This is a genomic window from Corallococcus sp. bb12-1 (genome assembly GCF_026626765.1).
Lineage (GTDB): Bacteria > Myxococcota > Myxococcia > Myxococcales > Myxococcaceae > Corallococcus > Corallococcus terminator.
Map to the genome: position 1 here is coordinate 62851 of NZ_JAPNJZ010000025.1, position 22545 is coordinate 85395.

At 70.9% G+C, this 22545-nt stretch carries 14 protein-coding genes; 12 read left to right on the forward strand and 2 right to left on the reverse strand.

Translation table 11 applies throughout. From position 1 onward, the window contains the following. Window positions 1-31: 31 nt before the first annotated feature. From OV208_RS30625 to OV208_RS30680, 12 genes are all read left to right on the forward strand, one after another. The gene (locus OV208_RS30625; RefSeq protein WP_120543487.1) at window positions 32-682 is read left to right on the forward strand and encodes a CDP-alcohol phosphatidyltransferase family protein; all 651 of its coding nucleotides are present in this window, start codon (window positions 32-34) and stop codon (window positions 680-682) included. A gap of 202 nt (window positions 683-884) precedes the next feature. Further along, a complete protein-coding gene (locus tag OV208_RS30630) occupies window positions 885-3836 on the forward strand; it encodes a choice-of-anchor D domain-containing protein (protein WP_267577539.1) in 2952 nt (983 codons plus the stop codon). A 181-nt stretch (window positions 3837-4017) separates the two neighbouring features. Further along, window positions 4018-4353, forward strand: coding sequence for a hypothetical protein (locus tag OV208_RS30635; protein WP_120545463.1), 336 nt, complete (start codon window positions 4018-4020; stop codon window positions 4351-4353). A 103-nt stretch (window positions 4354-4456) separates the two neighbouring features. Then, window positions 4457-7444 (forward strand): protein kinase domain-containing protein, encoded by a 2988-nt coding sequence (locus OV208_RS30640; RefSeq protein ID WP_267577484.1) that lies wholly within the window; start codon window positions 4457-4459, stop codon window positions 7442-7444. Between the two features lie 20 nt (window positions 7445-7464). Continuing rightward, entirely contained in the window at window positions 7465-9462 is a 1998-nt protein-coding gene (locus OV208_RS30645) for a serine/threonine protein kinase (protein WP_267577485.1), read from the forward strand. Between the two features lie 200 nt (window positions 9463-9662). Then, complete coding sequence (locus OV208_RS30650; RefSeq protein ID WP_267577486.1) at window positions 9663-10187, forward strand: MerR family transcriptional regulator; 525 nt, start codon at window positions 9663-9665, stop codon at window positions 10185-10187. A gap of 54 nt (window positions 10188-10241) precedes the next feature. Next, window positions 10242-10736 carry a sigma factor-like helix-turn-helix DNA-binding protein gene (locus tag OV208_RS30655; protein ID WP_120537888.1) on the forward strand — a complete coding sequence of 165 codons (495 nt, stop codon included), beginning with the start codon at window positions 10242-10244 and terminating at the stop codon, window positions 10734-10736. A 108-nt stretch (window positions 10737-10844) separates the two neighbouring features. Further along, entirely contained in the window at window positions 10845-12389 is a 1545-nt protein-coding gene (gene purH / locus OV208_RS30660) for a bifunctional phosphoribosylaminoimidazolecarboxamide formyltransferase/IMP cyclohydrolase (RefSeq protein WP_267577487.1), read from the forward strand. Between the two features lie 4 nt (window positions 12390-12393). Further along, window positions 12394-15402 carry a zinc-ribbon domain-containing protein gene (locus tag OV208_RS30665; protein ID WP_267577488.1) on the forward strand — a complete coding sequence of 1003 codons (3009 nt, stop codon included), beginning with the start codon at window positions 12394-12396 and terminating at the stop codon, window positions 15400-15402. A 1-nt stretch (window position 15403) separates the two neighbouring features. Beyond that, window positions 15404-16663 (forward strand): phosphoribosylamine--glycine ligase, encoded by a 1260-nt coding sequence (purD, locus tag OV208_RS30670; RefSeq protein WP_267577489.1) that lies wholly within the window; start codon window positions 15404-15406, stop codon window positions 16661-16663. Further along, window positions 16660-17772: an LptF/LptG family permease gene (locus tag OV208_RS30675; protein ID WP_267577490.1), complete on the forward strand. Its 1113-nt coding sequence runs from the start codon at window positions 16660-16662 to the stop codon at window positions 17770-17772. The genes purD and OV208_RS30675 overlap by 4 nt, the downstream gene beginning before the upstream one ends. After that, window positions 17769-18884 carry an LptF/LptG family permease gene (locus OV208_RS30680; protein WP_267577491.1) on the forward strand — a complete coding sequence of 372 codons (1116 nt, stop codon included), beginning with the start codon at window positions 17769-17771 and terminating at the stop codon, window positions 18882-18884. Before OV208_RS30675 ends, OV208_RS30680 begins: the two co-directional genes overlap by 4 nt. Window positions 18885-18905: 21 nt before the next feature. Here the strand turns inward: OV208_RS30680 and OV208_RS30685 are convergent, their stop codons facing one another. Next, complete coding sequence (locus OV208_RS30685) at window positions 18906-20081, reverse strand: acetate/propionate family kinase (RefSeq protein ID WP_267577492.1); 1176 nt, start codon at window positions 20079-20081, stop codon at window positions 18906-18908. Then, window positions 20078-22438 carry a phosphoketolase gene (locus OV208_RS30690; protein ID WP_267577493.1) on the reverse strand — a complete coding sequence of 787 codons (2361 nt, stop codon included), beginning with the start codon at window positions 22436-22438 and terminating at the stop codon, window positions 20078-20080. Before OV208_RS30690 ends, OV208_RS30685 begins: the two co-directional genes overlap by 4 nt. Window positions 22439-22545: the final 107 nt, after the last annotated feature.

Genomic DNA, 22545 nt, shown 5'->3' on the forward strand with positions numbered 1-22545 from the left:
CCGGAAAGACGGTGTGTGTTACACGGACGCCATGACGTCCGAGCCCTCGCCGCCTCCGGCCCGCCGCCCGCGCCGCCACTTCTCGATGATTCGCACCTTCGTGCTGGCGGACTTCGTCACGCTCGGCAACGGCTTCGCGGGCGCGGGGGCCATCCTGGCTTCCATGCAGGCGCTGGCGACGGCGAACCCACGCTGGCTGTGGGTGGCGTTCGCCCTGATGCCGGTGGCGCTGGCGATGGACGTCGCGGACGGCCGCATCGCGCGGTGGCGCTTTCGCAAGTCGCCCCTGGGCGCGGACCTGGACTCGCTGGCGGACGTCATCTCCTTCGGCATGGCGCCCGCGGCGCTGGCGTTCGCGGTGGGCCTCCGGGGCGGGCTGGACGTGGCGGCGCTGCTCTACTTCGTCGCGTGCGGCATCAGCCGGCTGGCGCGCTTCAACGTCACCTCCGCGGAGCTGTCCGACGGCACCGGCAAGGTGAAGTACTTCGAGGGCACGCCCATCCCCACCAGCCTCCTGCTGGTGATGGTGCTGGCGGTGGCGCTGTGGCAGGGCCGCATTGGCGACGCGCTGTGGGGTGGGGTGTGGGACATCGGCCCCGTCCAACTGCACCCGCTGGTGCTGATGTACGTCGCCAGCGGCAGCGCGATGATCAGCAAGACGTTGCGGATCCCGAAATTCTGATGGAGCGCCCCGGCCCTGGCCGGATGCGGTGCCTTCCAGTGGACGTTCTGGAGGACAGTTCCACTGTTTTTCCCACGGTGGGACGGTTGGCAGTCCCGGGGTGGGTGCCTAGCTTCGCCACCTGATCCGCAGGACCACCAGGGCGTGGAATCCGTTGCGGCTTCGAGCATGTGGTGCGGCGGGAGGGGACGGGGTGGGTTCCATGACGGGGCGCTGGAGTCTGCTGGGCCTGTTGGCGGTGGTGCTGGTGTCGGGATGCGCGGACCGGGAGCGCTCGTCGCTCGCGGACGGACGGCTGACCGCGACGCCGGGCGGCGTGGATTTCGCGCGGGTCGCCATCTTCGATGCGCGGGAATCCCAGGTGACGCTGCGCAACGTGGGACGCGCGCGCATCACGGTGGATGAGGCCTGGGTGGAGGGGCCGGAAGGCGCCTACAAGGCGGAGTTCACGCATGAGGGGCCGCACAGCCTGGTGCCCGGCGCCGAGTGCACGCTGAAGGTCCGCTTCGCGCCGCTGGCCGAAGGCGGCCTGCCCGCGGTGCTGGTGGTGCGCTCGGACACGCGCATCGAACCCCTGATGCGCCTGCCGCTCAACGGCGCGGGCGTGGACGCGTGGGCGCGGGTGTCGCCTCGCAAGCTGGACTTCGGCCGCATCGAGGCGGACTCCTCCAAGCAGCTGGGCGTCACGCTGGACAACCCCACGGACCTGCCGGTGATGGTCACGCCCAAGCTGGTGGGCGCGGACAAGGACGAATTCGTCGCGGAAGCCATCACGGTGAACCCGGGCGAGCGCCGGGAGCTGCCCGTGACGTTCAATCCGGTGCGCGTGGGCAAGAAGCAGATCGCGCTCGCGGTGTCGCCGTGCCACGGGTGCGCGGACGTGACGGTGCAGGTGACCGCGGAGGCGCTGGAGCGCGCGGTGGTGGCGGAGCCGGAGGTGCTGGACTTTGGCGCGGTGCCGGTGGACCGCGACGCCATCAAGGCCTCCAGCCTGCGCAACATCAGCACGGAGCCCGTCACGGTGACGTCCCTCACGCTGGACGGCACGGACGCGTCCTTCAGCCAGTCCAACACGGGCCTACCGCTGGTGCTCCAGCCGGGCGAGGTGCGCGGCTTCGACATCCGCTACAGCCCCGGCCACATGGGCCCGGCCACGGACCGCGCCGTCTACACGGTGGTGAGCAAGCGCCACCCCACGCTGCCCGTGCCGCTGCGCGGCTTCGGTGGCGCGTCCGAATTGTGTGTTTCACCGCTGACGTATGACTTTGGCGAACAGCCGCTGGGCTCCAAGGTTCGCGTCGTCGTCAACGTGAAGAACTGCGGCACGGACAACGCGGGGCCGCTCACCATCAACGCGCTCACGTGGACGCCGGATCCGTCCGGGCCGCTCCAGTTCAACCACAAGCCGCTGACGACGCCGTACACGCTGCCGCCCAACGGCGAAGTGAATCTGGAGATCTACTACGAGCCGTCGCGCGAAGGCTCCGCGTCGGGTTCGCTGGTGATGACGACCAACGCCTTCTCCGCGGCCACGGTGCAACTGGACTTCTTCGGCAGCGCGAAGGCGCACGCCCCCTGTGACCTGGTGGTGACGCCGCAGCTCTTGGACTACGGCACGGTGCAGCCGGGGCGGGGCGCGGTGCTGGGCGTGAAGCTGCAGAACAAGGGCACGGACCTGTGCCCGGTGAAGAACATCCGCGTGGCCAACGACGGCGGCGGCGTGTTCCGCATGCCCGGCGGGGACCTCTTTGGCGGCATCATCTACCCGGGTGACTGGTTCAGCTTCCAGGTGTCGTTCCAGGCGCCCTTCACCGGCGGGGACTTCGCCGGGGAGCTGCAGGTGGAGCAGTACAACCCGGTGACGCCGGTCATCCAGGTGCCGCTGATGGCGCACTCGCAGATGACGTGTCTGGTGGCGTCGCCCTGGTTCGTGGACTTCGGCCTGGCGCGCAAGGACTGCCGTCCGGCGCCGCGCGAAGTGAACTACCTCAACGCGTGCACCACGCCCGTCACCATCTCCAACGTCTTCATTGGTCCGGGCACCACGGATTCGGAGTTCACGCTCCTGGACCACCCGGCGCCTCCCGCGTTCCAGTTGCAGCCGGGTGACTCCTTCACGGTGGGCGTGGACTACTTCGCGCAGGTGACGGGCATGAACCTGTCGCCCCTGTTCGTGGACTCCAGCGACCTGCCGGTGCCGCTCCTGGTGCCGCTCATCGGTGAGTCGTCGAAGAAGGTGGAGAAGACGGACAGCTTCGTGCAGCAGGACGTGAGCAAGGTGGACGTGCTGTTCGTCGTGGACAACACGGCCTCCATGGTGGAGGAGCACCCGAAGCTGGTCTCCGCCATCCCGTCCTTCGTGGACGCCGCGCGCAACAAGGCGGTGGACCTGAACATGGCGGTGACGACGACGGGCATCTCCGCGGTGTCCGGCGCGTGCCCGGGCGGCGCGCTGGGCGGCGAGGCTGGACGCTTCTTCCCGGTGGACAACACCCGTCAGCGCATCCTCACGCTGGCGACGCCCAACGTCACGCAGGTGCTCCAGCAGAACATGCAGGTGGGCCAGTGCGCGCAGGTGGAGCAGGGCTTCGAGGCGATGCGCCGCGCGCTCACCTCTCCGCTGGTGAACAACGCGGATGATCCGCGCACCGCGCAGCCCAACGACGGCAACCTGGGCTTCCTGCGCGACTCCGCGGCGCTGGTGGTGGTGTTCGTGGGCGACGAGGACGACCACTCGCCGGACGCGGTCTCCACGTACGTGCAGTGGGCGCAGCAGCGCAAGGGGGAGAACCAGCCGCAGCGGGCGACCTTCTTCGCCATCGCGCCCACGAAGACGGCCTGTGCCACGGCGGGTGGCGCCGGCACGCGCTACGCGGACGCCGCCGCCCAGACGGGCGGTGAGGTCCTCAACGTGTGCGCTGCGGACTACGCGCCGCTCCTCCAGCAGGTGGCCAGCAAGGCGTTCAGCGCCCAGGAGCGCTTCCCGCTGAGCGAGGAGCCGGACGCGGGCACGGTGGTGGTGAGCGTCAACGGCACCGCCACGACGACGGGCTGGACCTACGACGCGGCGACCAACACCGTGGTGTTCACCGTGGTGCCGCCGCCGGGCGCGAAGGTGACCATCACCTACCGCCGCGCCTGCGCCAACGACTGAACGGTAGGAACGCTGTGGGTGTGGACCCCGTGACGGGCCGGTCATCCGGCTGCGAACGGGGATGTCAGCCCCCGGTGCTACAGCACTGCATCTGCCTGTGCGGATGACCAGAAAATTGGAGGCGCTCCCTCGGTGTGTACCCTGCGGAGCGTCTAGCTGCTGTTGCCTTGGGAGGCGCGCTGTGAGCACCCGGATCCCCGACGAGCATCCGAAGTCCCCTCCGCGCGCCGGTGCGCCGGGGCTGCGGGTCATCCGCGGGGAGGGTCAGCGCAGACAGGAGCCGTTGGCGTCCCGGGATGCCGTGGCCCGGGTGCTGATGGAGGCCGGGGCGGACATGCTGCTCCGGCGCATCAGTCCCCTGAGGGCGCAGGAGATCGAGCGCAAGGTGGACCGGGTGCTGGACCTGTTCGACCGGGTGGACGCCGCCCCGGTGCTGATGCCGGTGCTCAAGCGGCACCTGGACGAACTGGAAGCCCTGATGCGGGAGACCCGCGAGGTCCGGGCAGTCCGCCGCTAGGGCGCCGGGACGCCGGTCCCCGGAAAAACCCCAAGGGGATTCGATGTTTGATTCCCCTGGCCGGGGGGCTTACGCTCGGGGCCCGCCCTCCCGCGTCCCGGCCGTGTCCATCGAAACCTACGGCAGCTACCAGCTCCTGAAGCGCCTCGCCACGGGCGGCATGGCGCAGATCTATCTCGCGCGCCGGCCGGGTTCGGATGCACCGGACAAGCTGCTGGTGCTCAAGCGCATCCTTCCGCACCTGTCGGAGAACGACGAGTTCGTCCGGATGTTCCTGGACGAGGCGCGGATCGCCGCGCGGCTCGCGCACCCCAACGTGGTGCAGATCTACGACCTGGGGGCGGAGGGCGACACGTTCTTCATCGCCATGGAGTACATCCATGGGGTGGACGCGCGCCGGCTCTGGAAGCGCTCGGAGACGGCCAGCAAGCCGCTGCCGGTGCCGCTGGTGTGCCGCATCCTCCTGGAGGCCAGCGCGGGGCTGGACTACGCGCACAAGAAGACGGACGCGTCAGGGCGGCCGCTGGGCATCGTGCACCGGGACGTGTCGCCGCAGAACATCCTGGTGACGTTCGAGGGTGGCGTGAAGGTGGTGGACTTCGGGATCGCCAAGGCGGCGGACCAGGCCACGGTGACGCGCTCCGGGGTGCTCAAGGGCAAGTATTCGTACATGTCGCCGGAGCAGGCGTCCGGGCAGCGGGTGGACTGCCGTTCGGACGTGTTCGCGCTGGGCGTGGTGCTGCATGAGCTGCTGACGGGGGGCCGCCTCTTCAAGCGCCCCAGCGACATGCTGACGCTGTCGGCGGTGGCGGAGTGCCACGTGCCGCCGCCGTCGCACGTGGCGCCCCGGGTTCCGGCGGATCTGGACCCCATCGTGCTCAAGGCGCTCGCGAAGGAGCCGGACGCGCGCTACCAGCACGCGCAGGACCTGCAGCGCGCGCTGGAGGGGTGGCTCGCGGCCCAGCCGCAGCCGTCGGGCACGGCGGACCTGGCCGTGTTCATGAAGGACCTGTACGCGGACCGGCTGTCCGACGAGGCCCGTTCCGGCGAGGTGCAGGTGACGGACGAGGAGGCTGGCGTGTCTCCGCGCTCGGAGCCGCCTGCCGCGCCGCGCCGTTCGGTGATGCGGCCCGCGATGGCGACGGGGCGCACGGAGCATGAGCCCACCACCACGCTGCGTCCGCCCCGGGCGAACAAGGCTGGAGGAAAGGCCGAGCCGCGCCGCGATGAAGGGGACGCGGAGGCCCGGGGGGCGGAAGGACGTCCTGAGCCGAGGGCCGAGCCGCGCGGAGTCGATACCCGGCCCGAGGGGCGAGGGGCGGAGGCCCGTGGCGAGGGGCGCAACGCGGAGCTGCTGCGCGAGGTCCGGGGTGCGGATGTTCGCGCCGAGGGCCGCAACGCGGACCTTCGTGGCGCTGACGCTCGCGCCGAAGGTCGCAATGCGGAGCCGCGTGGTTCGGACGCTCGCGCCGAGGGTCGCAACGCGGACCTTCGTGGCGCTGACGCTCGCGCCGAAGGTCGCAATGCGGAGCCGCGTGGTTCGGACGCTCGTGCCGAGGGCCGCAACGCGGAGCCTCGTGGTTCGGACGCTCGCGGCGAGGGCCGCAACGCGGACGCCCGTGGTGCGGAGCTTCGTTCGGAGAACCGTCACGCCGAGCCTCGTAACCCGGAAGGCCGCGCAGAGCTCCGGGGCGCCGATGCCCGCAGCCCGGATGTCCGTTCGGAGGGCCGCGGTGCCGACGCCCGGCCGGAGTCCCGACAGACGACGGGGGCGCGGCGGGCGCTGGAATCACCGCCCTCGCGCTCGATGCGGCCCGTTCGCCTGGAAGAGCCGTCCATCCCGACGGTGACCGTGGATGAAGGCCCCACGCTCGCCATGATGGATCCGCTCGGGCGCCTGGGGCCTTCCTCCGGATTCCAGGTGGAGGAGGACGCGCCCACGCTCGCCATGTTGGATCCGCTGGGCAAGCTGTCACTCCGCTTCCCCGCGGACGAGGACGAGGAGGCGCCCACGCTGGATCAGCGCCTGCTGACGGCCCGGTTGCAGGACGACGAAGACGACGCCACCCAGGACATGCGCTCCATCACCCGCGCGGAGGACGACGAGGGTCCCACGCAGGACATGCGCGCCGTGCCGCGCGCGGAGGTGCCCGCTTCGATTCGTTCGGGCGTGATGCCGTCGTCCGAGCATCGCCTGGCCCGCCTCCCGCCCGCGCCCCGCGCGACGGTCGAGGAGATGACCGCGTCCACGGCGCCGCGTTCCTCCTCCCGGGCCCCCATTCCGCCCGCCTGGGTCCCTCCGGAGCGCACGGCCACGCTCACCGAGCACTCCCTCGCGGCGCCGTCGAAGCGCCGGTGGTTCGTGTGGGGTGGGGCGGCGCTGGCGCTGCTGCTGCTGGGGCTGGGACTCTTCTGGGGCTCCGGGATGGCCGCGGACGGCGTGCGGGTGGAGTCCGAGCCCACGGGCGCGCGCGTGGTGTTCGAGGACCGCGTGCTGCCGGAGCGCACGCCGCTGGTGCTGCCCCCGGTGAAGCCCGGCCGCTACCGGCTCGTGGTGGTGAAGGAAGGCTACCGGGAGTTCCGCACGCAGATCGTGGTGCCGGACTCCGGGCCGCTCGTGGTGGGGCCGCTGAAGCTCGTGCCGATGACCCCCTCCGGGCGACCCGGTTCGGAGACCCCGCCCCCGGAGCCTCCCGCGACGCCTACGCCCACGCCCGAGGTCGGTCCTTCCGGCGAGGCGGATTCGCGCGCCCCGGACCCCGCGCCGCCGGACGCGAAGGAAGCGAAGGTGGCCGCCCCGGTCGCACGCGAGCCCGTCGTCGCGGCGGTGGCCACGGCGGTAACTCCTCCCGAGGCGCGCGAGGCGGCCCGGCCCGTGGATCGGGCCGCGTCGGTGAGCTTCGTGGTGACGCCGTGGGCGGAAGTGACGTGCAACGGGCGCAAGCTGGGCGAGACGCCGTTCCAGCCCGTGGAGCTGCGGGTGGGCACGTATGACTGCAAGTTCTCCAACCCCGAGCTGAAGCGCACCCTCACCCGCCGCATCGAGGTGCGCCCCATCGACCTCAACGTGGTGACGGTCAAGTTCGAGTAGGCGCGGCGGTGGACCCTTCCATGACGCTCGAAGCAGGAACCCACGTCGGCAAGTACGTCGTGCGCCGCAAGCTCGCTGAAGGGGGCATGGCGGAGATCTTCCTGTGCACCGCGCGCGGGCCGGAGGGCTTCGAGAAGGAAGTCGTCATCAAGCGCGTGCGCGCGTTCCTCGCGACCGACCCGGACTTCGTGCAGATGTTCATCGCCGAGGCGCGGCTGGCCTCGCGGCTCAACCACGCCAACGTGGTGCAGATCTTCGACTTCGACAAGCACGAGGACACCTACTACCTGGCGATGGAGTACGTGCGCGGCTGCTCGCTGTGGGAGCTGCGCAAGCGGAGCAAGGAGGCGATGACGCCGATGCCGCCCACGCTGGTGGCGCACATCGGCGCGGAGGTCGCGCGTGGGCTGCACTACGCCCACCGCCTGCGGGTGAACGGCGAACTGCTGCACCTGGTGCACCGCGACGTCACGCCCCACAACGTGCTCGTGTCCTACGACGGCGCGGTGAAGCTCACCGACTTCGGCATCGCGAAGGCGGGCAACAAGCTGACCAACCCCGGCGTGCTCAAGGGCAAGTTCGCGTACATGTCGCCGGAGCAGGCCCGGGGCGAAAGCGTCGATGTTCGCACCGACGTGTTCGCGCTGGGCGTGGTGCTGTGGGAGCTGCTCACCGGCGGGCGCCTGTTCCAGGGGGATTCGGAGATCGCCGTCCTGCGCGCGGTGCAGGAGAGCACCATCGTGCCGCCCGCGCGGCTCAACCCGGACGTGCCCCCGGACCTGGACGCCGCCATCTGCCGGGCGCTGGAGCGCGACCTGTCCAAGCGCTTCCAGACGGCGGGGGAGCTGGAGCGCGCCCTGGCCCAGTGCGTGCTGAACAAGGCCCGCTCGGTGGACGACACCGACGTGGGCGACTTCGTGCGCAGGCTGTTCCCGGTGGCCGCCAGCAACATGGCGCTGCCCGCGATGCCGGAGCGCACGGCCCTGGTGGATGGGGCGCTGCCTCCGCCCGGGTCGGAAGAGGCCCCCGCGCCCCGGGAGCCCACGGCGGTGATGTCGTCGCGTGGCCATGCGTCGGGCGCGATGCGGAGCCCTTCGCCGGATGAGGACCTGCACGGCACGACGCTGGTGCTGTCCCGCGACGGGCGCGCCTCGGACGCCGCGCAGGGACGCCCCCCGCCCTCCACGCCGTTGATGCCCCTGTCGTCCATGGACCGCGGCGGGGCACGCGAGCCGCTCGCGGCGCCGTCGGGCAAGCGCTCCGACTCGCGCGAGATCGCCGCCGCGTCCGGGGAAGCCTCGCAGGGAGGCCGCCGGGGCGTGGCGCAGGGGGATGGGCGCTTCGAACTGGTCGGGGGCAACCTGGGCAGGGAAGCGCGGGATGCCTCCCGGTCCGACATCGAGCCTCGCGAGGCGGACACCGTGTCCGTCACCGAACCGGGACCGCCCTCCGCGCCTGGCCGCAAGCGGGCCGTCTGGGCCGGGGCCGCCGCGCTGGGGCTCGTGGGCCTCCTGGGCGTCATCGCCGTGGCGCGCTCCACGTCGGGCACCCCCGACGCGGGGCAGGGGAGCCCCGCGTCCCTTCCAGCCGCGAACACCCCGCGGCCTCCCGTGGCGAAGGCCCCCGCCGAACCGTCCCAGGCGGCTTCGGCGCCGGACTCCGTCGAGGCGGAAATCGACGGGCAGCGGCGTGAAGCCGCCCTGGCCCCGCCTCCGTCCCCGGAGAAGAGCGTCCCCACTGGCTCGGCGACCCCCGGCCCCACCACCGCCGCCCCGGCTCCGCCCACGGAGGACCCGGCCAAGGCCCTGGGAACGCTCCAGGTCAGCGCCAATCCGTACGCGACGGTCTACCTGGGCTCGAAGCGGCTGGGAGATGTGCAGGGCCGCGCGTCCTACAAGGTGGCGCCCGGCACCTACAAGCTGACCTTCCAGCACCCCACGGGCGGCAGGACGTACACCGTCGTCGTCCCCGCCAACGGCACCGTGGCGCAGGAGTTCCGCGCCCCGAAGGGCCGCTGACCCGACCGCCTCCCCCTGCCTGACCGGTGGGGGTCGAGGCAGCCGGCCGCCGTTCTCCGCCCCAATCCATCACCCCCCGTGTGTTCAGCCTCCGGACCGGGCGTCGGACGGACGACGTCCGCCCGCACGCCTGCTCGTCGTTCTTGACGAATGACGCGCGAATCTGGCACCTATGCGGTCCATTCAGTAGCCTCTATTCAATGGAATCGATGGACCTGCTGGCGCCCGAGGAGCTCGAACGGATCGAGCGCGAAAACGCCGGGGGTCTGCCCGCGAACGCGATTTTGGAAATCTTCCGGCCCCGGGGCGTGAGGCTCTCGGAGGCGACGTTCCGGAAGTACGTCCAGGCGGGGCTCCTGCCTCGCAGCCGTCGCGTGGGCCGCAAGGGGAAGCACCAGGGCAGCCTGGGGCTCTACCCGGTGGAAGCGGTCCGCCGCATCAATGTCATCAAGAAGATGATGGCCGAGGGACACACCCTGGAGGACATCCGTCGCTCCTTCGTGTTCCACCGCAACCACATCGACCAGCTCCAGCGGGACCTGGCGGAGGTGCTGGACGGGTTCCAGGAGGAGCTGGGAGGACGGCCTGCGGGAGGAGAACGCAGGAGGTCACTCGAGGCCCAGTTGGCAACGCTCCGGCAACGGGCGCAGGATCTAGTCCGGGATGTCGCCCGGTTGGGCAGCGCCGTCACGGCGCGCGAAGACGAAACGCTCCGGTCGCAATAGGATGCCCCCCAGGGTCCTGTTGAACCGGGTAGACTCCACACATCTGGAGGAATCATGTCGGAAGTGAAGCAGCTGCAGGAGGGCGAAGGGGGAGGAGGCGAGGAGGAGCTGCCAGCGGAACGACGGCGCTCCAAGACCATGTCGCGCAAGGAGATGGCGCGCGACCTGCGCCGTCGCAGGCTCGCCGGCCAGTTGGACCCGGAGGAGGCGGAGACCCTCAAGCTCGTGGACGAGCAGCGGCCCCGCACCCGCGCGGACTGCATCAACGGCCCCCGGCCGTGTCTCTTCGTGTCCTGCAAGCACAACCTGTACCTGGACGTGAACCCGGAGACGGGCTCCATCAAGCTCAACTTCCCGGACAAGGAAATCACCGAGCTGGAGCACACCTGCGCCCTGGACGTGGCGGAGAAGGGTGGCATCACGCTCGAGGAGGTGGGGGAGATCATGAACCTCACCCGCGAGCGCATCCGTCAGGTGGAGACGCGCGGCCTGATGAAGCTGCGTGAAGCCGTGGACGAAGAGCCGCCCGTGTCTGCTCGCAAGCCCTGAAGTCGGGCCTGTGTGTCGTGTCGTCTCTGGGGTGACGTGTTGCGTTGACACCCCAGGGGGTGGTTGCTAGGACCCGCGCCACCCCCCACCGCATCCCGAGGCGCACACGTGCTGGCTCTCCTGAGCGTTTCCGACAAGCGCGGTCTGGTTCCCTTTGCCCAGGGCCTCGTCCGGCTGGGCTACCAGTTGCTGTCCACCGGCGGCACCCTGGAGGCCCTGAAGGCCGCCAGCATCCCCGCCACCCAGGTGTCCGAGCACACGCAGAGCCCCGAAATCCTTGGCGGCCGCGTGAAGACGCTCCACCCCCGCATCCACGGCGGCATCCTCGGCCGGCCCGACCTGGAGAGTGACAGGGCGGAGATGGCGGCGAACCGCATCGAGCCCATCTCGCTGGTGGTGGTGAACCTCTACCCGTTCCGCAAGACGGTGGCGTCGGGCGCGGCGGAGGACGACATCATCGAGAACATCGACATCGGCGGGCCGGCGATGGTCCGCGCGTCGGCGAAGAACTTCAAGCACGTGGCCGTGGTGGTGGACCCGGACGACTACGCGGCGGTGCTCGCGGAGATTGAGGGCCACAAGGCGGTGGGTGAGGAGACGCGCCGGCGGCTGATGCGCAAGGCGTTCGCGCACACGGCGGCCTACGACGCGTCCATCTCCGGGTGGCTGGCGGGCGAGGCCCAGGAGCCGTTCCCCCAGGAGCTGTCCCTGGCGTTCCAGAAGGTGCAGGGGCTGCGCTACGGGGAGAACCCGCACCAGCGCGGCGCCTTCTATCGCGAGTTCCAGACGCCCAAGGAGCCGTCGGTGGCGTTCGCGAAGGTGCTCCAGGGCAAGGAGCTCTCGTACAACAACATCCTGGACCTGGACGCGGCCCTGGGGCTCGTCCTGGAATTCCCGGAGAAGCCCTGCGCGGTGGTCATCAAGCACAACACCCCGTGCGGCGTGGCGGTGGACGACGTGTTGGAGAAGGCCTACCGCACCGCCCGGGCGGTGGATGAGACGTCCGCCTTCGGCGGCATCGTGGCCTTCAACCGCGAGGTGGACGAGGCCGTGGCCAGGGCTATGGCGGAGACCTTCCTGGAGGCGGTCATCGCGCCTTCGTATTCGGCGGCGGCGCTCCAGGTGCTCGCGACCAAGAAGAACCTGCGCCTGCTGGAGGCCGGCCCGGAGCTGGCGTCGCCCACGGCCCGGCCGCGTCCCCAGGTGGACGCCCGGAGCGTGTCGGGCGGCATGCTGCTGATGGACCGGGACGCGGTGGAGCCGCCGCTGGAGTGGAAGGTCGTCTCCAAGCGCGCCCCCACTCCCGAGGAGGAGCGGGCCCTGCGCTTCGCCTGGAAGGTGTGCAAGCACGTGAAGAGCAACGCCATCGTCTTCGCGGCCGGGCACCAGCTGCTCGCCCAGGGCGGCGGGCAGACGAACCGGGTGGACTCGGTCCGCATCGCGATGACGCGGGGCGGCGAGGCCCTCAAGGGCAGCGCGGTGGCTTCGGATGCCTTCTTCCCCTTCCGGGACGGGCTGGACGAGGCGGCCCGGGCGGGGGCGACGGCGGTCATCCAGCCGGGTGGGTCCGTTCGTGACGCGGAGGTGATTGCGGCCGCCGACGAACATGGGATGGCCATGGTGGTGACTGGAGTGCGACACTTCCGGCACTAACTTCATGCGCATCGTCTGTCAGAAATGCGCGGCGGCCTACGCGATCGACGATCGGTTGATCACGGCCAAGGGCGTCCGCGCGCAGTGTCCCCGTTGCCGGCACCTCCAGCTCGTGAAGCGGGAGGCGTCTGCCGCGTCGGTGACGGCGTCCCCTCCTGAAGGAGCGGCTCCCGCTGCTCCCGAGCCGAAGCGTCCTCCGGCCGCACCGGCGCCCCCCGTCACACGGGAGCCTCGAAGCAATCCGGCCGCCGCGAAGGCCCCGGATGCCTCGGACCTCTTCGGCGACCTGGGCTCCATGCCGGAGCTCGGGCCTCCCAGGGACGAGGATCCGTTCGCGGACCTGGGCCCGCCCACCGCCCGCGCGCCCGCGAGCCTCTCCGCGGATCCGTTCGCGGACCTGGGGCCGCCGGCGTCCTCGCCCTCCCGGAGCGAGCCGGCCGCGAAGTCCGCGCCGCCGCCCGCGCGCAAGGAGCCGGCCGCGAAGCCCGCTCCGCCGAAGCCCGCCGAGCCCGCGCCTCCGCTCGCGCTGCCGGCGGACCCGCTGCTCGACTTCCTGGGCCCTGCGCCGAGTGACCTCGGGCGGGATGGGGCTTCCCCGGTGCCTGCGAGCGCGTCCCCTTCCGGGGGCGTGTCGCTGGGTCGCATGTCCGTGCGCGCGCCGGCCGCCGTGCCCGCGAAGGCGGAGACGCACGCGAACTGCCGCTCGTGCGGCAAGGCGCTGGCGGACCCGTTCGACCAGGCCCTGGGCGTCTGTGACGACTGCCGGCAGCGTGACCCGATGGGGTCCTCCGAGGCCTCGGTGGTGGTGGCGCCCCAGGCGCTCGACACGTCCTCCGGGGGCGACCTCGAGCTGCCGATGATGAGCAACCTGGACCCCTCCAAAGCGTCGTCGGGGGGAAATCTGGACCTCGCGGGCGGCTCGCAGGCGTCGGGGGATGACCTGCGCCTCGCGGGCGCCACGGCGCTGTCGCCGGATGCCCGCATCAGCTCGGTGAAGCCCGCGCGGACCTCTCACATCACGGCCGCCCCGGTGCGGACCGCCCAGCGCGCGGGGGCCGGAGGCGGGTTGCGCTCCCTCGCCACGGGCCTGCTCGTGGTGGTGCTCCTGGGAGGCGGCGCCGCGGCTGGATACTTCCTGCTCTACAAGCCCCGGCAGGAAGAGGCCGCCCGGGCCGCCCTTCAGGTCGCTCCGACCGCCATCCCCCCGGCGGTGATGGCGGCGGTGAGCAACTGGAAGCTCCAGTTCCTGGAGTTGATGGGCACCAGCCAGGAGCACCTCGCGGCGGGACAGCAACAGCTCGCGAAGGACCAGCGCGTCGCGTACGCGGAGGCCGAGGAGTCCTTCCAGCAGGCGCTGCTGCTCGACCCGCGCAGCACCGACGCCATCGCCGGCTACGTGCAGGCGCTGGCGCTCGGCCGCGGTCCCGGCATGGACGACGCCACCTTCGAGGAGGCGCGTGACCTCATCCGGGCCGCCGAGGACATGGCGGGCAGGACGCCCGCGCTGCTCGTCGCGCACGCGAACCTGCTGCTGGCCCGCTCTCGCGTGGCGGGCACCCTGGAAGAGGCCTCCATCCTCGCGAAGGCGGTGCTGGCCCAGCCCACGGCGCTCGACGCGCACAAGGCGGAAGCGCACCTGGTGCTGGGCCGTGCCCAGGTGGCCACGTCGCGCGAGCTGGCCAACAAGGAGTTCGACGAAGCCCGCCAACTGGCGCCGGGCCTCAAGCGCGTGGACTACTACAGCGCGCTCGCCCACGAGCAGGCCGGTCAGTACGGGCTGGCGCTCAAGATGCTGAGCCGCCGGCTGGAGCTGGATCCGCAGGACTGGGACAGCCTGGAGGCGTCCGCCCGCATCTACGTGGAGGTCGGGGAGACGGGCCGCGCACGCAAGCTGTACGAGGACCGCGTGAAGGCGAACGCGGGGGACGTGCGTGCGTCCATCGCGCTGGCCGTGCTGCGCTACCAGGCGGAAGACGACGCGCGCCTGGCGGTGCGCGAGCTGCGGGCCCTGGCGAAGAACGTGTCGCGCTACGGGCCTCGGGAGGCCTCCGAAATCTGGGGACACCTGGCGGCGGCGGAGCGCACCGCGGGCAACGCCGACGGCGCGGTGAAGGCCGCGGACGAGGCCCTGAAGGTGATGAAGGACCTTCCGGAGGCCCACCTGCAGTTGTTCCTGGTGGCGCTCGCGCGCAAGGACGCGGCGAAGGCCCGGGGACACCTGAAGGGCTTCCAGGGCCGGTTGGAGGACTCCGCGCTGGAGCAGGTGTTGGTGGGCCGGGTGCTGCTGCTGGAGCAGAACGCGGTGGCGGCCCAGGAGCACTTCCTGAAGGCGGGCGTGCTGGATGATCGCCGCCTGGACTCGCAGCTGCTCGCGGGCGTGGCGGTGGCCAGCACGAAGCAGCGTGAGGAGGCCTTCCGCCTGTTCTTCGGCGTGCTGGAGGCGCGCAAGTGGGACCCGATGCGGCTCGCGCCGCGACCCGCGCTGACGCGCTTCTGGCTGCGGCCTGGCGACACGCTGGCCGGGGTGGAGGGCGTGGTGCAGGCCCTGAGCTCGCGTCCGGACGACGTGCAGCCCGTGCTGTACGAAGGACTCGTGCGCTACTACCAGGGCGACCTGCCGGGCGCGGATCGCCTGTTCCGCGCGGTGGTGGACACCGGCGTGAACAACGGCGGTGCGCTGGCCTACCGGTCGCTCATCGCGCTGGACGCGAAGTCCGCGCAGGCGCTCCCGCTCGCGGAGAAGGCGGTGGCGCTGGAGCGCAGCCTGCCGATGGCGCTCCTGTCGCTGGGGCTCGCGCAGGCGGAGGCCGGCGACGTGGAGCTGGCGAAGCGCACGGTGGGTTCGGTGCTGAGGTTGTCCCCGACGATGCTTTCGGCGCAGACCCACCTGGCGGAGCTGGAAATGGCCGCGCAGCCAGAGGTCGCGCGCGCGATGCTGCTGAAGGTCGTGGGGCTGGATCCCGCCTACTTCCCGGCGAAGGCGCTGCTGTTCAAGCTGGACAAGCGAGGTTGACGTGAAGGTCCTGTTGCTGGGGTCGGGCGGCCGTGAGCACGCGCTCGCGTGGAAGCTGGCCCAGAGTCCCCGCCTCTCCCGGCTCTTGTGTGGCCCGGGCAATCCCGGCACGGCGCGCTGGGGCACCAACGTGCCCCTGCAGGCGGACTCGCCGGAGGCCGTCGTGTCGCTGGCGCGCCGCGAGGGCGTGGACCTGGTGGTGGTGGGCCCGGAGGCGCCGCTGGTCGCGGGCGTCGCGGACGCGCTGGCGCAGGTGGACATCCCGTGCTTCGGCCCGGTGGCCGCGGCCGCGCGCATCGAAGGCTCCAAGGCCTTCGCCAAGGAGGTCATGGCGGAGGCGGGCGTGCCCACCGCGGCCTTCCGCGTCTTCACCGACGCGGCCCAGGCGGAGGCGTACGCCGTCCAGCAGGGCCGCATCGTGGTGAAGGCGGACGGGCTGGCGGCGGGCAAGGGCGTCATCGTCGCGCCGGATGCGCAGGCCGCGCGCGAGGCGGTGCGCGCGGTGGCGGCGCTGGGACGGGCCGGCCAGCAGATGGTGCTGGAGGAGCTGCTGGAGGGCGAGGAGGTCTCGCTGATGGCCCTGTGCGACGGCGAGCGCTACGTGCTCCTGCCGCTGTCGCAGGACCACAAGCGCGTGGGTGAGGGCGACACGGGCCCGAATACCGGCGGCATGGGCGCGTACTGCCCGGCGCCGTTCCTCTCCGCCGAACAACTGGCCCAGGTGGGCGAGCAGGTCATCGCGCCCACGCTGGCCGTGCTGCGCAAGCGGGGCACACCACTGCGCGGGGTGCTGTACGCGGGGCTGATGCTGACGGCCTCGGGGCCCAAGGTGCTGGAGTTCAACGCGCGCTTCGGGGACCCGGAGACGCAGGTCCTGATGATGCAGTTGGACGAGGACGTGCTGCCGCTCCTGGATGCCTGCGCGCGGGGCACGTTGGAGCCCCGGACGCTGGCGCAGAACTCCGGCTATTCGGTGGGCGTGGTGCTGGCGGCGGAGGGCTATCCGGAGACACCGAAGAAGGGCCAGCGCATCGAAGGCCTGGAGGCGGTGCCGTTCAACGCGCCGGTGTTCCTGGCGGGCGTGGCGAAGCAGGACGGCGCGCTGGTGACGGCGGGCGGGCGCGTGCTGACGGTGTGCGCGCGCGGCGAGGACCTGGCCAAGGCGCGGGAGCGGGCCCTGGCGTCAGCGGAGATGGTGCGCTTCGAAGGCAAGCACTTCCGCCGCGACATTGGCGTGAGAGGGCTTCGGACGCGGCCGTGAAGCTGCTGGCGCGCTACCTGCTCAAGGAGCTGCTCGTCCCCCTGGGTGTGTGGGTGGCGTTCATGTTCCTCTTGCTGTTCGTCATGCAGTTCCTGCGAGGCACGGACGTGCTGCTGGGCTCGGCGGTGACGCTGAGCGACCTGGGCCGGCTCGTCGCGTACCTGGCGCCGCACTTCCTGGTGATGGCGCTGCCCATCGCGTTCCTCCTGGCCATCCTGCTGGGACTGGGACGGCTGGGGGAGGACCGGGAACTCACGTCGCTCCAGGCGCTGGGCATCAGCCCGCTCCAACTGCTGGCGGCGCCCCTGGGCGTAGGCCTGGCGCTGAGCGCGTTCATGGTGCTGCTCACGTCCACGGTGGAGCCCTGGGGGCTCACGGGCGTGAAGGAGCTGGTGGGCGAGGTCATCCAGAAGAACGTCGCGGGCGACGTGAAGTCCGGCGTCTTCTACGAGGACCTGAGCGACCTCACGCTGTACGCGCAGAAGGTGGCGCCCAACGGGGGCGGGTGGACGAACGTGCTGTTGCACGACGACCGCGACCCCAGCTCGCCGCTGCTGGTGCTGGCGCACCGGGGCCGGGTGGGCACGTCGGAGCGGGGCGAGGCGCTGACCATCGAATTGCAGGAGGGCGAAGTGCACCGCGCCAACAACGCCTCGGTCGACGCGAGCGTCGTCGCCTTCGAGAAGGCGCAGATCAACGTGGGGTTGGGCGGTTCGCTGTCGCGGCGCAACCGGTTCCGTTCGCCCAAGGAGGAGCTGACGCCGGTGGAGTTGCTGGCGGCGGCGAAGGACGCGGAGGAGCGCAAGGATGACCCGCGGCCGTTCCTGATGGCGCTGCACAGCCGGTTGGGCAACGCGGTGGCGCCGGTGGCGTTCGCGCTGCTGGCCACACCGCTGGCCATCGGCCGCAGGCAGGCGGGCCGCGCCTGGGGCTACCTGCTGACGCTGGGGGGCTACGTCCTCTACTACCTGATGAGCCGCGCGTTCGAGCAGATGGGCCAGAAGGGCCAACTGCCGGTGCTCGTCGCGGGGCAGCTCGCCAACGTGCTGTTCATGGTGGTGGGCGCGGTGGCGCTGTACCGGGTGACGCGCTCCGGAACGGTGCGATGAAGGGCCTGCTGTTCGGCTACGTGGTGCGCGCGTACGTGCGCAACACGCTGGGCATCCTGGCCGGTGTGGTGGCGGTGTTCCTGGTGGTGGACTTCGTGGACCGCGCGAAGGCCTACGGGGGCGAGGGCTGGGTGTGGGACGTGCTCAAGCTCTACGGCTACAAGGCGCTGGTGACGGTGCAGCAACTGGGGCCGGCGGCGCTGCTGCTGGCGGCGGGCACGACGGTGTCGGCGCTGCGCAAGAAGGGCGAGGTGACGGCGCTCCGGGCGCTCACCTTCGGCCCTGCGGCGCTCTACCTGCCGGTGGGCCTGTGCGCGCTGGTGGCGTGTCTGGGGCTGGTGCTCTTCGATGAGACGGTGGCCGCTCGGGCGGGCCGGCGCGTGGATGAAATCACCACGCAGCGCTTCAACAAGTGGGGGGACTGGCGCCTCTACTACACGCCGAAGCAGTGGTTCCGGCGGGGCGACAACATCTTCTTCCTGCGGGGCGGTGACGCGCAGGAGGGCTTCCAGAACGTCTCCATCTTCACGTTGACGCCGGAGTTCAAGCTGCGGCGGCGCGTGGACGCGGGGCGGATGCGCTCGCTGGAAGCCAACCGCTGGGAGCTGACAGACGTGGTGGAGCGCACCTTCACGGACGACGGGCGCACGACGGTCCAGCAGCAGCCGAGCGCCGAGTACGAGCTGGGCGTGGGCGCGACGACGTTCCGCATCCGTCCGGGCCGGCCGGAGCAGATGCGGCTGGGCGAATTGAAGGATCAGATCGCCGCGCGCGCGGAGGTGGGCCTGGCGACGCGGGGCTTCCAGCTCGCGTGGCACAACCGTTTCGCCTACGCGCTGTCGGGACTGCCCGCGGCGCTGCTGGCGGTGGGGCTCGCGCTGCGCACGAACCGGCGGGGACACCTGACGGCGGCCGTGGTGGAGGGCCTGCTCATCGCCGTGGCGATGTGGGGCCTGATGGTGGTGTCGCGCACGCTCGTGCTCACCGAACGGTTGGCGCCCTCCGTGGCGGCCTGGATGCCGACGGCGTTGTTGACCCTGGCGGCGGGCGCCCTGTGGCTGCGCCGTGAGGGCCTGCTGCACCTGCCGCGAAGGCGGAACGCGGCGAAGTAGCAGCACGCGGTCGGTAGGGGCTCAACCGCGAAGGAGCCGGCGCGTGTGCCGGGCGAGCTGTCCTTCCTCGTCACTGGGAAGCACCCGCACCGGACACACGGAGGCCTGTGATGAGATGACCTCCGCGCCCTCGTCATTGCGCCGCGCATCGAGCGTGATGCCCAGGTGGCCGAGCGTCGCGCAGACGCGCTGGCGCACGGAGGCACTGTTCTCCCCGATGCCCCCCGTGAACACGAGCAGGTCCAGGCCCCCGAGCACCGCCGCGTAGGCCCCCACCGTCTTGGCGATGCTCCGGGTGAAGACCTCCACCGCGAGCGTCGCCGCCGCGTCACCCGCCGCCGCGTCGCGCGTGAGCGCCTGCATGTCGCTGGTCCCCTCCGACAGTCCCCGGAGCCCGGCGTCGTGGTTCACCATCGCTTCGAGCCCCTCCGCGTCCAGCCCGCCCGTGCGCAGCAGGTACACGAGCACGCCCGGATCCAGGTCGCCCGTGCGGGTGCCCATGGGAATGCCCCCCGTGGGGGTGAAGCCCATCGACGTGTCGACGGAGCGCCCCTGTTCAAGGGCCACGAGGCTCGCCCCATTGCCCAGGTGGGCCACCACCGTGCGCGCCGGCACCGAGGGGGCCAGCCGCGCGACGATGGATTCATACGACAGGCCATGGAAGCCATACCGCTGCACGCCCTGGTCGCGCACGGCCCGGGGCAGGGCCAGGGTCGAGGCAACTGGGGGCAGGGTGGCGTGGAAGGCCGTGTCGAAGCACGCGAACTGCGGCACGCCGGGGTAGCGCGCCTGCGCGGCCCGGATGAGCGCGAGCGCCGGGGGGATGTGCAGCGGCGCGAAGTGCGTGGCGTCCTCCAGTGTCTTCAACACCTCCGGGGTCAGGGCCTGGTGCTGGCGCAGCCGGGGACCGCCGTGCACCACCCGGTGCCCGATGGCGCGGGGCTGTCCACCACCGGCCTCCTCCAGATGTCGCACGGCCTCGCGGAAGGCGTCCTCCTGCGACGGATGCCGCACGTCCACGGCGCGCACCTGCCGGCCCTCGCCATCCTTCAGGACGAGCCGGCCCTCTTCCGCGCCGATGTGATTGGCGCTGCCCTTGAACCGCACGGTCTCCTGGCCCGAGTGCTCGACGTAGAGCCCGAACTTCAGTGACGACGAGCCGCTGTTGATGACCAGCACCGCGCCGGAATCCCTCATCGCGCGGTCCACTTCCAGTCGCGGACCTCCGGCATGTCCTCGCCGTGTTCCGACACGTAGAGCTTGTGCTGCTGGCGCACCTCGGAGAAGCGCTGCTCCGCGTCGTCCCGCCGGTGGCGTGCGGCGGGCGAGTGCCGGATGGCCGCCAGCGCCAGCGTGAAGCGGTCCATGTCGTTGAGCACGGTCATGTCGAAGGGGGTCGTCGTGGTGCCCTCCTCCTTGTAGCCGTGCACGTGGATGTTGGCGTGGTTGGCCCGGTTGTACGTGAGCTTGTGCACGAGCGTCGGGTAGCCGTGGAACGCGAAGATGACGGGCTTGTCCGTGGTGAACAGGCGGTTGAAGTCCTCCTCGTTCAGCCCGTGCGGGTGGCTGCTCACCGGCGCGAGCGTGAAGACATCCACCACGTTGACGACGCGCACCTTCAACTCCGGCGCCCACGCGCGCAGGAGCGTCACCGCGGCCATCGTCTCCAGGGTGGGCACGTCGCCCGCGCAGGCCATCACCACGTCGGGGTCGCCGCCATCATTGCCAGCCCAGTCCCACGCGCCGATGCCCGCCGAGCAGTGGCGCACGGCGCTCTCCATGTCCATCCACACGGGCGCCAGTTGCTTGCCCGCGATGATGAGGTTCACGTAGTTCTTCGAGCGCAGACAGTGGTCCGCCACGGACAGGAGCGTGTTCGCGTCCGGTGGCAGGTAGATGCGCACCGTGTCCGCCTTCTTGTTGGCCACGTGGTCGATGAAGCCCGGGTCCTGGTGGGAGAACCCGTTGTGGTCCTGCCGCCACACGTGCGAGCTGAGCAGGTAGTTCAGCGACGCGATGGGCTTGCGCCAGGGCAGCTCCTTCGCGGATTTGATCCACTTGGCGTGCTGGTTGAACATCGAATCGATGATGTGGATGAACGCCTCGTAGCAACTGAAGAAGCCGTGGCGTCCGGTGAGCAGGTAGCCCTCCAGCCACCCCTGGCAGAGGTGTTCGCTCAGCACTTCCATCACCCGTCCGTCGGCGGAGAGGTTCTCGTCCGTGGGCTCCTGCTTCGCGTCCCAGGCCTTGCCGCTGACCGTGTAGACATCCTGGAGCCGGTTGGAGGCGTTCTCGTCCGGCGCGAACATGCGGAAGTTGCGCGTGTCCAGGTTGTTGCGCATCACGTCCCGCAGGTAGCCGCCCAGCACCTTCGTGGCGCTGACCTCCTTCGAGCCGGGAGTGCCCGGGTCGATGGCGTAGTCGCGGAAGCCCGGCAGCACGAGCGGCACGAGCAACTGGCCGCCGTTGGAGTGGACGTTGACGCCCATGCGCAGGCGCCCCTTGGGGGCGATGTCCGCCAGCTCCTCGCGGAAGGTGCCCTGGGCGTCGAAGAGCTCACGGGGCCGGTAGCTGTGGAGCCACGCTTCAAGGATTTTCAGGTGCGCGGGGTTGGTGCGCACCTCCTCCAGGGGAACCTGATGGGCGCGCCAGGTGCCTTCCACCGGCTTGCCATCCACCTCATGCGGGCCGGTCCACCCCTTGGGGGTGCGCAGCACGAGCATGGGCCAGCGGGGGCGGGTGGGGTCGTTGTTCTCCCGTGCCTGGCGTTGGATGCGGAGGATTTCGGCGTAGAGCAGGTCGAGGAGCGCCGCCATCTCCTGGTGCATCGTCTTCGGGTCGTCGCCCTCCAGGAAGAAGGGCTGGTAGCCGTAGCCCCGGAAGAGGGCTTCCAGTTCGTCCGCGTCGATGCGGGCGAGCACCGTGGGGTTGGCGATCTTGTACCCGTTGAGGTGCAGGATGGGCAGCACGACGCCGTCGGTGATGGGATTGATGAACTTGTTGGAGTGCCAGCTCGCGGCGAGCGCGCCCGTCTCCGCCTCGCCGTCGCCGACGACGCAGGGGACGATGAGGTCCGGGTTGTCGAAGACGGCGCCGTACGCGTGGAGCAGGGAGTAGCCCAGCTCACCGCCCTCGCTGATGGAGCCGGGGACTTCGGGCGCGTCGTGGCTGGGGACGCCGTAGGGCCAGGAGAACTGGCGGAACAGGCGCTTCATGCCGTCGCGGTTGCGCTCGATGTTGGGATACAGCTCCGTGTAGGAGCCTTCGAGGAACGTGTTGGCGATGATGCCGGGCGCGCCATGGCCGGGACCAATCAGATACATCATGTTGGCCCGGTGCCGCCGGATGATGCGGTTCAGGTGCACGTAGATGAAGTTGAGGCCCGGCGTGGTACCGAAGTGCCCGAGCAGCCGGGGCTTGATGTCCTCCACCGTGAGGGGGCGCTCCAGGAGCGGGTTGTCCTTCAGGTAGATCTGCCCGACGGAGAGGTAGTTCGCCGCGCGCCAGTAGGCGTCGATCTTCTCCAGTTCGGCTTCGCTCAGCGGACCCGGCATCGGTGTCATCCCCTGCGGAAGAAGGCTCCTCCCGCATCCTTGGGGGACCAGACTCCAGCCGATCCTTGTCGTGCAATGCCCCTGACGCGAAACGTCGCGCCGGTCGT

Coding starts and splice junctions, on each gene's coding strand:
- OV208_RS30685 (WP_267577492.1), bottom strand. CDS start 20,081: ATGAGGGATTCCGGCGCGGTGCTGGTCATCAACAGCGGCTCGTCGTCA.
- OV208_RS30630 (WP_267577539.1), top strand. CDS start 885: ATGACGGGGCGCTGGAGTCTGCTGGGCCTGTTGGCGGTGGTGCTGGTG.
- OV208_RS30645 (WP_267577485.1), top strand. CDS start 7,465: ATGACGCTCGAAGCAGGAACCCACGTCGGCAAGTACGTCGTGCGCCGC.
- OV208_RS30690 (WP_267577493.1), bottom strand. CDS start 22,438: ATGCCGGGTCCGCTGAGCGAAGCCGAACTGGAGAAGATCGACGCCTAC.
- OV208_RS30665 (WP_267577488.1), top strand. CDS start 12,394: ATGCGCATCGTCTGTCAGAAATGCGCGGCGGCCTACGCGATCGACGAT.
- OV208_RS30655 (WP_120537888.1), top strand. CDS start 10,242: ATGTCGGAAGTGAAGCAGCTGCAGGAGGGCGAAGGGGGAGGAGGCGAG.
- OV208_RS30625 (WP_120543487.1), top strand. CDS start 32: ATGACGTCCGAGCCCTCGCCGCCTCCGGCCCGCCGCCCGCGCCGCCAC.
- OV208_RS30650 (WP_267577486.1), top strand. CDS start 9,663: ATGGAATCGATGGACCTGCTGGCGCCCGAGGAGCTCGAACGGATCGAG.
- OV208_RS30680 (WP_267577491.1), top strand. CDS start 17,769: ATGAAGGGCCTGCTGTTCGGCTACGTGGTGCGCGCGTACGTGCGCAAC.